Below are 13,661 nucleotides of genomic sequence, written 5' to 3'. Positions count from 1 at the left end.
TCGCTGCACGCGTTAGTCCAGAAAACGGGACCGCGCGACGGACGCGGCTGACTAGATTGGAAAGCACCTTCAATCTTCCAACAGCCGAGGTTTATCGCATGAATCACATGGCAAGCGGCGCGACGCTCGCACGTCCTCACGACGATGCGCCGAATCAACCAGAACCCGATGCGGAGCGCATCGTTGCCGCGCTCGTGACGCGAGCGCGCGCCGCGCAACGACGCTTCGAACAAGCGGGCCAGGAGACGCTCGACTTAGCTGCATCGGCCGCTGCGTGGGCCATCATCGAGCCGCAGCGCAACCGGCAACTCGCGGACCTGGCCGTGCGCGATACGGGCCTCGGCAACGCCGACGACAAATTCCGCAAGAACCATCGCAAGACGCTCGGCCTGCTGCGCGATCTTCACGGCGTCGCGACGACGGGCGTGATCGCGCGCGACGAGGAACACGGCATCGTCGAAATTGCGCGCGCGGTCGGCGTCGTGGCGGCGATCACGCCATCGACGAATCCGGCCGCGACGCCCGCCAACAAGATCATCAACGCGCTCAAGTGCGGCAACGCGGTCATCGTCGCGCCCTCACCGAAGGGCTATTCGTCGTGCGCGTTGCTCATCGAGTTCATTCATGCGGAGTTCGCGAAGGCCGGTCTCGATCGCGATCTCGTGCAGATGTTGCCGCATCCGATCGGCAAGGCCGCGACCGCCGCGTTGATGAAGCTCGCGGATCTCGTCGTCGCGACGGGCTCGCAGGCGAACGTCCGCATGGCCTATACGAGCGGCACGCCCGCGTTCGGCGTGGGCGCGGGCAACGTCGCATCGATCGTCACGGCGAGCGCGATTCCCGATGATGCAGCGCGCAAGATTGCCGCGTCCAAGACGTTCGACAACGCGACGAGTTGTTCATCGGAGAACAGTGTCGTGATCGAAGACGCGATCCATGCACGCATGCTCGATGCGTTGACGAAGCAGGGCGGCGTGCTGCTCGACGGTGCGCAGAAGGCGCGGTTGCAGGCGGCGATGTGGCACGACGGCAAGCTCTCGGCGCGCTGCACCGCGCGCTCGGCGACGGCCATTGCGCGCGAAGCGGGCCTCGACGATATCGCGGCGCGCGAGCCGAAGTTCTTGATGGTCGAGGAGAGCGGCTACGGCGCCGAGTATCCGTTCTCCGGCGAAAAGCTCTCGCCCGTGCTGACGGTCTATCGCGCGCGCGACATCGACGCCGCAATCGGCATCGTGCGCGGCATCTACCAATACATGGGCGCGGGACATTCGGTCGGCGTGCACGGCGCGGACGATGCCCTCGCCGTCCGGCTCGGCACTGAATTGCCGGTGGCGCGCGTGATCGTCGATCAGGCGCACTGCCTCGCGACCGGCGGCAACTTCGACAACGGCCTGCCGTTCTCGCTGTCGATGGGATGCGGCACCTGGGGCGGCAACAACTTCTCGGCGAATCTCGGCTATCGGCAATACCTGAACGTGACGCGCATCGCGTATCGGATTGCGGAGCGCGTGCCGGAAGTCGACGCGTTGCTCGGCGATTACTTCAGGAGGATCGGGCGATGAGCGCGCTAGCGGATCGAATCGTTCCTTCCGATCGTGCGCCGGTCGTTGCATCCACGTTGCGCGCATTGATCGACGCTCGCGCCGGACGCGCGCCGGACAAACCCTTCCTGCTCTCCGCGGTCGGAGACGACATGCTGACCTTCGGCGCGTTGCGCGAAGCATGTCTCGCGCTGGAAGAGCGTTTTCATGCTGCGGGCCTGCGTGCGGGCGATGTCGTGTCCGTCTTCATGGGCAACGGCATTCAGACCGCGCGGCTGCTGCTGGCGGCGATGTATAGCGGCCTGGTGGCGAATCCGCTGAATCTCTTGTGTCAGCCTTCGCAGGTGCGCTATATCGTCGAGCATTCGGAGACGCGCGCGATCTTCGTCGCCGATGACACGCACGACACCATCGTCGAAGCGATCGACGTGTTGCGTCGCGAAGGCATGGACCGTGACGTCGCTGTGGTGCGTACGTCGCCCGATGCGAACGCTTTACCCGATATCCCGACGCTTCCGTCACGCACGATCGGACTCGCGCGCGACGAAACGCCCGGCGCGCATATCGTCGCGAGCGATGCGGGCGCGATGAATCCCGGCGATACGGCGCTGCTCATGTACACGTCGGGCACGACGGGCGCGCCCAAAGGCGTGCTGCTGAGTCATCGCAGCCTGCTCGCCAACATGCGCAACATCAGCGACGAACATCGGCTATCCGATGATGATCGCGTGCTCGTATCGTTGCCGCTCTATCACATCAACGGTCTCGTCGTCGCGCTGCTGTCGCCACTGTGGCACGGCGGATCGGCGGTGATGACGCCGCGTTTCTCGGCGCGCACGTTCTGGAACGAGGCATCGCAGTTCGGATGCACATGGATCAACGTGGTGCCGACCATCGTCGCTTATCTGCTGAACGGCGAGGGCGCTGAGGGCTGCGATCTGTCGGCGCTGAAATTTTGCCGCAGCGCGTCGGCAGCGTTGCCGGCCGATCATCATCGGGCGTTCGAGAAGCGCTTTCGCATCGGCGTCATCGAAACGATGGGCATGACGGAGACCGCCGCGCCGATATTCAGTAATCCGTATGATGAAACGTTAAGGCGAATCGGCAGCATCGGCTTGCCTTCCGGCGGCGAAGCGAAGATCGTCGACATCGATGGACGTGAGTGCGCGCCCAACGAAACCGGCGAGCTCGTGCTGCGCGGCGAGCAATTGATGAGCGGCTACTACAAGCGTCCGGAAGAAACGCGCAACGCGTTCACGGAAGACGGATGGCTGCGCAGCGGCGATCTCGGCTACCGCGACGAGGCGGGCTTCTTCTACATCAATGGACGCGCGAAGGAACTGATCATCAAGGGCGGCGAGAACATCGCGCCGCGCGAGATCGACGAAGCGCTGCTGCGTCATCCCGGCGTGCTCGAAGCAGCGGCCGTCGGCGTGCCCGATGCGGCGTATGGCCAGGACATCGTCGCGTACATCGTGCCGAACGGCGGCGCGGCATCGCTCGATGTGGCCGACTTGCGCGCGCACTGTCTGCGCGAACTCGGCCGTTACAAGACGCCGCGTGAATTCCGCTTCACCGATGCATTGCCGCGCGGACCTTCGGGCAAGGTGCAGCGCCTGAAGCTCGTATAGCTGACACGGCTCGATATTCCACATCAGATGGACCAAAGGAAGGAGACACTGTGAACAAGCAACGTCAGCGCGTGAAGACGCGCCATATCATTCTCGGCGTGATGTGTCTGATGTACTTCATCTCGTACATCGATCGGGTGAACATCGCCGTGGCAGGACCGTTGATCCGGCAGGAGATGGGTCTCACGTCCGTGCAGCTCGGGCTCGTGTTCTCCGCGTTCGCGTATCCGTATGCGGTGATGCAGATCGTCGGCGGATGGCTTGCCGATCGATTCGGCCCGAAGCTCGTATTGACCGTGCTCTCGTTGATATGGGGCGCGGCGACGCTCGCGACGGGCTTCGCGGGCAGCATCGGCATGCTCGTGCTGTTGCGCCTTGCGTTGGGCATCGGCGAGGGCGGCGCGTTTCCGACCGCCACGCGCGCCTTCACGTTCTGGATGCCGGTGCGCGAACGCGGCTTTGCACAAGGCATCACGCATAGTTTCGCGCGGCTCGGCGGCGCGGTGACGCCGCCGCTCGTGCTTGCCGTGGTCGCAGCGAGCGGCTGGCGCGAGGCATTCGTTCTGCTGGGCATCGCGAGCCTTGCGTGGACGGTGCTGTATCTCTTCGTCTTCACCAATTCACCCGATGAAAACCGCCGCGTGACGCCCGAGGAAACCGCTGAGATCGGCTATCGCGCGGGAGAATGCGCGCGCGCGAGAAAGCAGCCGACGCCGTGGCGCATGCTGATTCATCGCATGTGGCTCGTGACCTTCGTCGACTTTTGCTATGGCTGGCTGCTGTGGGTGTATCTGACGTGGCTGCCTTCGTATCTGAAGGAATCGCGCGGCTTCGATCTGAAGCATCTCGCGCTGTTCACCGCTTTGCCGCTGCTTGCCGGTGTGATCGGCGATACGCTCGGCGGCGTCCTGTCGGACCGCATCTACCGGATCACGGGAAAACTGCGGCTCGCGCGCTGCAGCATTCTCGTCGTGGGCATGGGCGGGTCGCTCGCCTTCCTTCTGCCGATGGTCAATGCGCCGAGCCCGATCATGGCGGTGTGGTTCCTGACGGCATCGTTCTTCTTCCTCGAGATCACGAATCCGGTGCTGTGGACGTTGCCGCTCGATATCGCGGGCAAGTATGCGGGCACGGCGGGCGGCATGATGAACACGGGCTTCGGCATCGCGGGAATGGTGTCGCCGGTCGCGTTCGGTTATCTGATCCAGCAGACAGGAAGCTATAACGTGCCGTTCACGATTTCAGCGGGATTGCTCGCGGTCGGTGCGGTCGCGGCGCTTTTCATCGATACGAGCAAGACCGTGGAAGCCGATGAAGCGCGTGCGGCGCGCAGTCGCGAGGAGATGGGCGTGCCGGCGTTCGCGGGAGGGGCGGGGCAGTGGCATGAGTAGCGGCGTTCGCGCGTCGCATTGTTACGGTTGAGACGCTCGGCTCTGTTACGCTCCGGCATCCTTATTGAACGACGGAAGAGCGATGGTGGAGCATGACATCAGGGAGCGAGCGACGGCGCTCGCCAGCGCTGCTCAGGCTGCAATCGAGCGTGGCAAACGCGACCAGGCAATCGCCTTGTGGCACGGGACGTTCGATATCGAACCTCACGAGGCTCATTACGCGATCGAGGCAACGAATGGCCTCATCCGATTAGGTGAGCCGCTTCTCGCGCTGGAAATGTGCACGCGATGGATCGCGCGGAACCCCGACAACGCGATCGTCCGCGTACAGCGCGGCATCATCTATCTGAACGAATGCGGGGATCGGGAAAGCGCGATCGAGTGCTTTGTCGAGGCGCTCGAATTCGATCCCGACAACTGCGACGCACATTCCGCCCTCGCGCAGATTTACCTGTTCGCTGGTCGACCGGAACTGATGCGGTTCCATGCGAAGCAGGCGCTTATCCGGGCCGACGAGAAGAGCGCGCTGCATCTTCGCGGACGATTCCTCTCCGATTATGCCGGGGTCATCGAACGTGCGGGCGCGCTGCTCGCGCAGACTCCCGACGACGTCGACATCTGGCTGATGTTGGGGAAAGCGCTGTACATGCAGAGCCGTTATCTCGAAGCGCTGGATGCATTTAGCCGAGCCGAAGAGATTGCACCGCACCGAGTGGATGCCTTCGGTCCGCTTGGGGACGTGCTCATTCTGCTCGGACGCGAGCGCGAGGGATGGCGCAAGCTCGAAGGGGTGTCGAGCGATGAGTATGTTCTTGCGCTTGATCCGGATATTGCCCCGTATCTTTCAAAATGGTGGCGGGGTCAATCGCTGCAAGGCAAGCGTATCTTGGTCGCCTACCATGCGGGCGTCGGCGACAATCTGATGCTCGCGCGTTACGCGAGCCGGCTGACAGCGGCGGGCGCGTCGGTTCACTTCGTTTGCCGGCCGGAACTGCACCGGCTGTTTCGCGATCTCGACGGCGCGCAAAGCGTTGCATCTGGCTGGCGGCCGGACGAACTGGCGAATTACGATTACTGGGTCTTCGACTACTTGCTGCCCGCATACATGCACGAGACAGCAGCGGCCATCTCCGACAGTCGACGCGGATACATCGAGGCGCCAGCTGATGCCCGCGCTCGCTGGGACAGCTTCATGCAGCCGTATGCGGGCAAGCTGAAGGTGGGACTGTGCTGGTATAGCGGGCCGCACAACTTCAGCGGCATCGACCGCTTCGTGCCTGCGCGCGCATTGAAGCCGCTGTCGGAGATCGAGGGTATCGAATGGTTCGTGCTGCAGAAGAACCAGGCGAACGCCAGTTTGACGAGGCAGTCGGGCATTCGCGCGCACGACGTGTCGTCTCAGTGGACGGACTTTGCAGATACCGCCGGCTTCATCGATCATCTCGATCTCGTGATATCGGTGGACTCTTCGCCGTTGCATCTCGCTGGCGCGCTCGGCAAGCCGACATGGGGAATCTTGCCGTCCGCGCCCGAGTGGCGCTGGGGACTGCAGGGCGAGCGAACCGAATGGTATCCCGCCGTGCGTCTGTATCGACAGAAGAAGCTGCATGACTGGGAGCCGGTCATCGGCCGGATCGCGGACGATCTTCGCGAGTTGGTCGGCGAGCGGGGGGCTTCGGTGTAGCGCGCGAATCAGCCCGCGCGCAAGCTGAGTCAAATCCTGCCCTCGCGCACGCGCCGCTCCAGCCGGAAAACGCCGGGCGGCACGAAGTACGTTCCGAAGCGCACAAGGCCCGCGCGCTTCAGATGACAGGTCATTTCGAAGCTCACTTGCAGGCCCGGCTCGGACGTATCGACCATCGCGACGTCGATCGCGCGGATGCGCGGCTCGTACTTCAGCAGCGCGACTTCCATCTGCTCCTTCAGCGCCTGTGAAGAAGCCGGCAGCGCCTTGTAGATGTTGGTCAGATCGGGCAGCCCGTAGTCCGGCAAATGCTTGAGGGCACCGGCGCGCGTGTTCAGGATGCGTCGCACGTTCTGCTGCACGCTCAGGACTTCGAGCGTGCGGTCATCGAAATCGCTGAGCGGTTCGCCGTCGATCTGACCGAGCAGCATTTCATATAGGGACGGGCCTGGCATCTTTTCTCGCTTCAGGCGGTTGCGGGCACGGACGAGTCGCGATCGATGAACTCGATCGTCAGATTGCCTTCCTCTGAATAGGCGAGACGAATCTCCGCGGGTGCGGCGCCGCTCGCCATGCGCGTCAGGAGTTCGCGCGAGACAGTCGGCAGAATGCGCTGGTCGAGGAAAGCGTCGATATTGCGAGCGCCCGAATCGCGCGACAGGCACATCTGAGCGAGCGATGCGATCAGCGATTCCTCGCAGGCGAGCGTCACATCGTGCTGACGCTTCAGGCGATCGGCGATCTTCGCGATCTTGAGGCGCACGATATCGCCGAGCGCGCTTACGTCGAGCGGGCGGAACACGAGCGTCTGGAAACGCGCGAGCAGCGCCGGCTGGAAATGCTTCACGAGCGGATCATGGATGGCGTCGAGCAACGCGGCGTGCGCGATGCCGGGCGTGTCCGTGGTCGCATCGTGAATCTGTTCGGAGCCGAGGTTGGACGTCATCAGAATCACGCAGTTGCGGAAGTCGATTTCCCGACCTTCGCCGTCACGCATCGAGCCACGATCGAACACCTGATAGAACATGTCGAGCACGTCGCGATGCGCCTTCTCGACTTCATCCAACAGCACGACGCTATATGGGCGCTGACGCACCGCTTCGGTCAGAACGCCGCCGCGGCCATAGCCGACGTAACCCGGCGGCGAGCCCTTCAACTGCGACACCGTGTGCGCTTCCTGATACTCCGACATGTTGATCGTGGTGAGCGCGGCCTCGCCGCCGAACAGCACATCGGCGAGCGCAAGCGCCGTCTCCGTCTTGCCGACGCCCGAGGGTCCGGTCAGCAGGAACACGCCGAGCGGCGCATGTTCGCTCTTGAGCCCCGCCTTCGCGGTGCGCAGGCTTTGCGCGAGCATGCCGAGCGCGTCGTCTTGCGCGACCACGCGCTTCGCCAGTTGATCTTCGAGCGTGAGCAGATTGAGCAGCTCGTCTTCGACGAGATTGCCGACCGGCACGCCCGTCCATTCGGCGACCACGCGCGCGATGGCCTGTGCATCGACATCGGCGAAGATCAGCGGCGACTTGCCTTGCGCATCCGTGAGGGCGTGCTTCGCTGCGGCGAACGCATCTGCATCCGGCTTCGTCTTGCCGTCGCCGCGTTGTTCCAGCAGCGCGCGCACCAGCGACAGTTCGCGGTCGTAGCGCGCCTGAACGTCCGCGAGTTCCTGTTTCGCTTGCGCCAGTGAGGCGCGGAGCGCGTCGCGATGCGCGGCTGTATCGTCGATGCCCGCCCGTTCGTCGGCATCGATGCTCGCGCCTTCGAGTTCCAGCGCGGCCACGACCGCGCGCGCGCGCTGCAGTTCGGCGGGCGGCGCGTCGAGACCCATACGCACGCGCGCCGCGGCGGTATCGATGAGATCGACGGCCTTGTCCGGCAACTGGCGCGCGGGGATGTAGCGGCGCGACAGTCTGACTGCCGCAACGAGCGCTTCGTCGCGGATATGCACGTTGTGATGCCGTGCGTAGCGCGTCGCGAGGCCACGCAACATGAGACAGGCGGCATCGTCGTCCGGCTCTTCCACCTTGACCATCTGGAAGCGCCGCTCGAGCGCCGCATCCCGCTCGAAGTATTCCTTGTATTCGGACCACGTCGTCGCGGCGATGGTGCGCAACTCGCCGCGCGCGAGTGCAGGCTTCAGCAAGTTCGCAGCGTCCGAGCCGCCGGCCGAGTTGCCCGCGCCGATCAGCGTGTGGGCTTCGTCGATGAACAGCACGATCGGCGTCGCCGATGCCTTGACTTCATCGATCACGTTTTTCAGGCGCTGCTCGAATTCGCCTTTCACGCCCGCACCGGCTTGCAGCAGCCCGAGGTCGAGCGTGAGAATGCGCACGTCGCGCAAGAGAGACGGCACACTGCCTTCGGCGATGCGCAGCGCGAGCCCTTCGACTAGCGCCGTCTTGCCGACGCCCGGCTCGCCCACGAGGATCGGGTTGTTCTTGCGCCGCCGCACGAGCACGTCGATCATCTGCTGGATCTCGCGATCGCGGCCGAACACCGGATCGATTTCGCCGCGACGCGCCTTCTCCGTCAGGTCGATGGCGAAGCGCTCGAGCGCCTGGCCTTCGGTCGAGCGCGGGGCCGCCTGCTTGACGGGCGCTTGAGCATCTGCAACTGGTGCGCTTGCGTCGCCTTCGTCTTCCTGCGCGGGCGCGTTCTCGCACGACGCGCGTCCGAGACGCGGCACGAGCCGTTCGATCTGCGCATCGGAAAGCGAAAAAAGCGGCCACGCGTCCTGCGTCCGCATGACATGCGGTGCGCCGATGAGCGCGCGCAGCAGATGCGCCGAGCGGATCGTGCCGTCGATATCCTCGCGCGATGCGAGATTCCACGCGTCCTGAAGCACGCTCGCGAGCTGGATGGAAAGCGACGGCATGCCCCGCAGATTGCGCGGCAGGCGGTCGATTGCGGCGAGCAGTGCGTTCCAGATCGCATCGACATCGATTTCATAGTGACGCAGGATCGCGGGAATGTCGCCTTCGTCCGCCTCGATGAGCTTCAGCAGCCAATGCTCGACGGTGATTTCGTCGGAAAGGCGCGTCTGGCACAGGCTCGCGGCCGCTTCGAGCGTGCGGGCGCAGTGCTGGTTGAGCCGGCGAAGCAGATGAGTGGAGTCGCGCATTGTCATATGAAGTCGGTGCCGAGGTGAATGAAAGAGGGCGTATGGTGGGGATGAATTGCAGAAGAAAAGCCAGCCCGCAAGCAGGCTGGCTTCGACGGCTCACGTTGTCATGAGCCGCTGGGTCACGCGCTTACGCGCGCTCGTTCCACGTGTCCTTGTGGATGATGTTGCCGTCCTTGAACGACCAGGTGATCTGCTCGTAGCGCAGTTCGACTTCTTCGAGATGGTTGTGCTTCTCGAAAGCCGGGTTCTTGATGTCGAGCATCTTCGGACGGACCGCGACGACCTTGACGTTGTCGAGCTTGGTGTTGAAGTATTCCTTCTCCTTGCCCGCGTCGTCGATCTTGTACCACTTGATCTCGACCGACTTCAGCGTCTGGCCGCTCGTCACCGCCTTGTACAGATACGGCGTGGACGAATCGGTTTCCTTGGTCAGCGTGATCGGCGCGTGCACGCGCGTGCCGGTGAGCTTGCCGGTGTTGCCATCGGTCGGGATATGCACGCCATGACCGAACTCGACGATCTCGACGCTGCCTTCGCGGCCTTGCACGGTGACGGAACCCTTGATGTCGGCGCCGCCGTCATCCTTCAGCCACATGTATGCGGGAATTGCCATTTACTACTCCTCTTTGGTACTGCCAAGCAATGCTCAGAAAAACAACTCCTGAGCGACAAGATCCCGAAGAGAGAACTCCGGGAATTCGATTAACGATGTCAGTTCGCGACGTTCGCGGTGTCCGGTACGAGAGTGATTTCCACGCGACGGTTCTTCGCGCGCCCTTGTGGCGTGTCGTTCGCGACGATGGGGCGTGTGTCGCCGTAGCCCTGAACCGCAAACTGCGTAGCCGGTATGCCGGACGCTTCGATCAGCCAGTCGCGCAGAGCCGCGGCGCGCGCGTTCGACAGCTTCAGATTGCTCGCGGCATTGCCCACGTTGTCCGTATGGCCCGCAACGAGGATCCGCTTGCCCGGATGCGCCTTGATCATTTCGACGGCTTCGACGAGCACGCGCGTCGATCCCGGTTTAAGTTGCGCCTTGCCGCTGTCGAAGAGCGACATGCTGTCGAGCGTCACCACGGCGGGCGGCGGCGCAGGCGGCTGATAGCTGGCGATGGCGGTATTCAACGTCGGCAGCAATTGCGCGCCGCGATAGAGCCCGAAGGACAGTCTGAGCGGCACGCCCGTGCGCGCGTAGCGATCCAGTTCATCGCGATCGGCGACGAGCGCCTTCAACGCGTCGCGGCGCGCGGCGTCGTGCTCCGGCGTGACGGCTGCGTAGCGGTCCATGTCCGCCTGCAGGCGCTCGAGCAGCGCCGCATTGTTGCGGCCCGCGCCGAGGATCGCGGCGCCTGCCGCCAGTGCCACGATGCCGATGGCATGTGCGAAGGCGGCCACGCGCGGCGACGTCACGATGCGGCGGGGCATTGCTTCGATCAGCGATTGCGGCAACGGCCACGGAGCCGGGCTTGCTTCGACGCTCGCGGGCGCGATGTGCGTTTGCATCTGCACGTCCTGCTCCCACGGTTTATGTGCGTCGCTGGCGGGCCCGCAGTCGATCCAGCCTGCGCCGTAGAGCGCCCAGGGCGTGGCCGGCTGGCGCGGATCGGTCAGCGTGCCGAACACCATGCGCTGCGTCCAGCCGACGATGGATGCCAGTGCGGCCGCATGGGCGGACGCGTAACGATCGCCCGCATGGCGGCAGGCATCGTCTTCCGCATTGCGGATCAGCGCTTCGAAGCGCCGGGCGTCGACGAGCGGCGTCCCCGACGACACACAGTGCCATCGGCGTGCCGCGTTTGCGTCGCTGGACGCGGTACGTGTCAGGCGCTGATACACCGCGACATAACCCGGCAAGCGCACGCTCACGATGCGCGAGGCATCGGCGAGCGCCTGGCGCGCCACGCGCAGGCTTTGCGAGAGCACATCGGCGTCGGCGTGGAGCGCGGGCGCAATGCTCAGCACGACGCCGTCGGGCGCCTGGCCGTCGCGCCACTGGCGCATCGCGAGTGCGATGCCGGGCAGATCCTGCGGACGATCCACGCGCAGCCAGATCGCGCCATCGCCGATAAGCACGAGACGCGGCGTGCCCGAGCCGTGATCGAAAAGCGAGGCGAGCGCATCGCCCATGACGAGCACGAGCGGCATGCGCGTGCGCAGGTTCAGCGGAATATCGACGGTCGCCGCACCCAGCGCGTTCAGGACATGCATGCTGCTGCGGCGCGCGCGTGACAGGCGTCGCGTGCGCCAGCCGACGAGGGCCGCCGCGACGATCACAATGCCTGCCGTCGAAAGCCAGATCCATTCCTTGCCGAACGGCTGCACGAACCACTGCACGGCGAGCGCGAGCAGCGCCGCGAAGACGACGATGGTGCGCGCCGGATAACCCAGTCTCTGCATGGCGCTCACGGCTTGACTGCGTTGGGAATCAGCGCGGCGAGCTGCATGTCGAGGGTGACGTGCCAGATGAACCACGTAACGAGCGCGACGGCGCAGCCGATTCCGGCGACGGCCCACGGCGAGATGCGCCGAAGCCAGTTGCCGAAGCGCCGGCCCGGCTGGTCGATGACGAGCGAGCGCTCGCTTTCGGGACGAAGGCGCGCGATCAGCGCGCTCAACTCATCGATGAGTGCCAGACGCTGATTCTCGCCATTGCCCGAATATCGGCCGCGAAAGCCCAGTCCGAGAATCGCCGCGTAACACTCGAGCAGATCGACTTGCGGCGAGTGTTCGCGCATGCGGAACTCCAGCCGCTCGAAGACGCGTTCGCCGCCGTCGTGCTGCTTGAACCTCTCGACCTGCAAAGGCTGTGCGGACCACAGCGGCTTCTCTTCATCGGAGAGATGATGCAGCGCCGTTTCGTCGAGCAAGGCGCATTGGGCCTTCACCGCGTCCTCGCGTACGTCGTCCGGATAGCCTCGGAGATGGAGCGCCGCGCTGAATTCGTCGGTCATCGACTTGCAGTGCGCACGCAACGATGCGAACTCGGCAGAGGAGCCGCCTGTCGACAGATTCGCGACGAAGAGCGCGGTGTCGCGCAGCAGATCGCGGATACCGGTCATGACCGACGGCGCGACGCCCGGAGCCGGCTCGACGAGGCTCGAGTGTGCGGAAGACGTGGACAGCATGTTCATGAGCGCAGCACCGCGTAGAGTTCGAGCGAGACATCCGGGACGGATGTCGGCAGATAGATCTGGCATGCACGCGCGGCCAGCATCCGCGCGTGCGCGGGACTCGCGGCATCGAGCGCGAAGTACTGGTTATCGAGGCGCACGGGAATTGCCGCCGGCACGCGCTGAACGGCCTTCAACGCGATACCTGCCAGAGCCGAATTGACGATGTGATCGACCTCGTCCGGCGCGCCGATCTTGCACAGCCGCGGAATGCGTTCGACGAGTTCGAACGCGGGCAGCGTCGAATTGACCGACAGATACCAGTCGGCGGCGCCATCGGCGATACGGGTGTCGAGAATCTGGCCGGTCCACGTCGTCGCGTTCTCGTGCGCGAGATCGATCGGCACGACACGCGACGGGATGATCGCATCCAGCAAGTTCCGGATCATCGATTCGATTTCCGCAAACACTTCGTCGGCGCGGACGTGGTCGTACGCAGGAATGTACGTGAGCTGCGAGCTCGTGGAGAACGTCATCAACGCGCTGGCGAGCTCGGCGAGGACCGTGTACAAGCGCTCGGGCGGCAAGTTCGGATTCGAAGCGAGGAATCGGAGTTGCGGCCACGCGGCATGGATGCAATGCAGAAGCCAGAACAACTGCACGTCGGCGACGCCGTATTCCGCGACCTGTTCGATGCGCTCGCTGCGCCGCGCGCCGAGGGCGAGGCTCTTCGCCAGCAGGATGTCGGCGATCCGGCCGATGCGCTCGACGTGAAGCTCATGCGCGCCCAGCGACAGGCAAGGCGGCACGTAGCGCCGGTCGAGCTGGAACTGGCCGCTCGTGGAACGGACGAGGCGTGCGATGGCGCAAACGGTGTCATCGGCGTGCGGCTCGAAATCGAACAGCAGACGCACGGCATGACGTTCCGCGGCGATTTCGCTTTCGTCGGTGCCGTTTCCATCCATTGCGCCCATGAATTAGGTCGGTCGCGTGGCTGTGGTGATGAGCATGAGCGATATAGGGACAGCGCGGATCGCCGCCCGCGAAGGCTATGCCGACCTCGGTATCGCGTAGGAGCGGCAGGTGAAAGCCCGTCTGATTCGCGCCCGCGAACGGTTTCGCGAGCCGCAGGCGAACGCTCTCGCCGCCTCTGGGCCATTGATCCGTGTCGAAGTCGAAGCGC

9 protein-coding genes and 1 pseudogene are annotated in these 13,661 nt (G+C 64.4%); 4 read left to right on the top strand and 6 right to left on the bottom strand.

Going from position 1 to position 13,661, the window contains the following annotated elements; translation table 11 throughout:
• The first annotated feature begins 98 nt into the window (after nt 1–98).
• From sauS to NCS03_RS28350, 4 genes are all read left to right on the top strand, one after another.
• Nucleotides 99–1,562: an acylating sulfoacetaldehyde dehydrogenase gene (gene sauS, locus NCS03_RS28365; protein ID WP_250530287.1), complete on the top strand. Its 1,464-nt coding sequence runs from the start codon at nt 99–101 to the stop codon at nt 1,560–1,562.
• Complete coding sequence (locus NCS03_RS28360) at nt 1,559–3,172, top strand: AMP-binding protein (protein ID WP_250530286.1); 1,614 nt, start codon at nt 1,559–1,561, stop codon at nt 3,170–3,172. Before sauS ends, NCS03_RS28360 begins: the two co-directional genes overlap by 4 nt.
• Nucleotides 3,173–3,222: 50 nt before the next feature.
• Complete coding sequence (locus NCS03_RS28355) at nt 3,223–4,563, top strand: MFS transporter (RefSeq protein WP_250530285.1); 1,341 nt, start codon at nt 3,223–3,225, stop codon at nt 4,561–4,563.
• Between the two features lie 82 nt (nt 4,564–4,645).
• A complete protein-coding gene (locus NCS03_RS28350) occupies nt 4,646–6,247 on the top strand; it encodes a tetratricopeptide repeat protein (RefSeq protein ID WP_250507848.1) in 1,602 nt (533 codons plus the stop codon).
• A 29-nt stretch (nt 6,248–6,276) separates the two neighbouring features.
• Here the strand turns inward: NCS03_RS28350 and tssE are convergent, their stop codons facing one another.
• The 6 genes and pseudogenes from tssE to tssK form a co-directional block, all read right to left on the bottom strand.
• The gene (tssE, locus tag NCS03_RS28345; protein WP_033536886.1) at nt 6,277–6,702 is read right to left on the bottom strand and encodes a type VI secretion system baseplate subunit TssE; all 426 of its coding nucleotides are present in this window, start codon (nt 6,700–6,702) and stop codon (nt 6,277–6,279) included.
• Nucleotides 6,703–6,713: 11 nt separating this feature from the next.
• The gene (gene tssH, locus NCS03_RS28340; RefSeq protein WP_250530284.1) at nt 6,714–9,374 is read right to left on the bottom strand and encodes a type VI secretion system ATPase TssH; all 2,661 of its coding nucleotides are present in this window, start codon (nt 9,372–9,374) and stop codon (nt 6,714–6,716) included.
• Nucleotides 9,375–9,498: 124 nt separating this feature from the next.
• On the bottom strand, nt 9,499–9,984 hold the full coding sequence (locus tag NCS03_RS28335; RefSeq protein ID WP_008346030.1) for an Hcp family type VI secretion system effector: 486 nt from the start codon (nt 9,982–9,984) through the stop codon (nt 9,499–9,501).
• A 98-nt stretch (nt 9,985–10,082) separates the two neighbouring features.
• Entirely contained in the window at nt 10,083–11,765 is a 1,683-nt protein-coding gene (locus NCS03_RS28330) for an OmpA family protein (RefSeq protein ID WP_250530313.1), read from the bottom strand.
• Between the two features lie 5 nt (nt 11,766–11,770).
• Nucleotides 11,771–12,499 (bottom strand): type IVB secretion system protein IcmH/DotU, encoded by a 729-nt coding sequence (gene icmH / locus NCS03_RS28325; RefSeq protein WP_250530283.1) that lies wholly within the window; start codon nt 12,497–12,499, stop codon nt 11,771–11,773.
• Nucleotides 12,496–13,440, bottom strand: a pseudogene (gene tssK / locus NCS03_RS28320) (type VI secretion system baseplate subunit TssK); the annotation flags it as partial. The gene icmH and the pseudogene tssK, both read right to left, overlap by 4 nt.
• Nucleotides 13,441–13,661 lie beyond the last annotated feature (221 nt).

It is taken from the genome of Caballeronia sp. ATUFL_F1_KS4A (assembly GCF_023630905.1).
GTDB lineage: Bacteria > Pseudomonadota > Gammaproteobacteria > Burkholderiales > Burkholderiaceae > Caballeronia > Caballeronia zhejiangensis.
This window is presented reverse-complemented; position numbering and strand designations above follow the sequence as displayed.

Coding starts and splice junctions, on each gene's coding strand:
- sauS (WP_250530287.1), top strand. CDS start 99: ATGAATCACATGGCAAGCGGCGCGACGCTCGCACGTCCTCACGACGAT.
- NCS03_RS28360 (WP_250530286.1), top strand. CDS start 1,559: ATGAGCGCGCTAGCGGATCGAATCGTTCCTTCCGATCGTGCGCCGGTC.
- NCS03_RS28350 (WP_250507848.1), top strand. CDS start 4,646: ATGGTGGAGCATGACATCAGGGAGCGAGCGACGGCGCTCGCCAGCGCT.
- tssE (WP_033536886.1), bottom strand. CDS start 6,702: ATGCCAGGCCCGTCCCTATATGAAATGCTGCTCGGTCAGATCGACGGC.
- tssH (WP_250530284.1), bottom strand. CDS start 9,374: ATGACAATGCGCGACTCCACTCATCTGCTTCGCCGGCTCAACCAGCAC.
- NCS03_RS28335 (WP_008346030.1), bottom strand. CDS start 9,984: ATGGCAATTCCCGCATACATGTGGCTGAAGGATGACGGCGGCGCCGAC.
- NCS03_RS28330 (WP_250530313.1), bottom strand. CDS start 11,765: ATGCAGAGACTGGGTTATCCGGCGCGCACCATCGTCGTCTTCGCGGCG.
- icmH (WP_250530283.1), bottom strand. CDS start 12,499: ATGAACATGCTGTCCACGTCTTCCGCACACTCGAGCCTCGTCGAGCCG.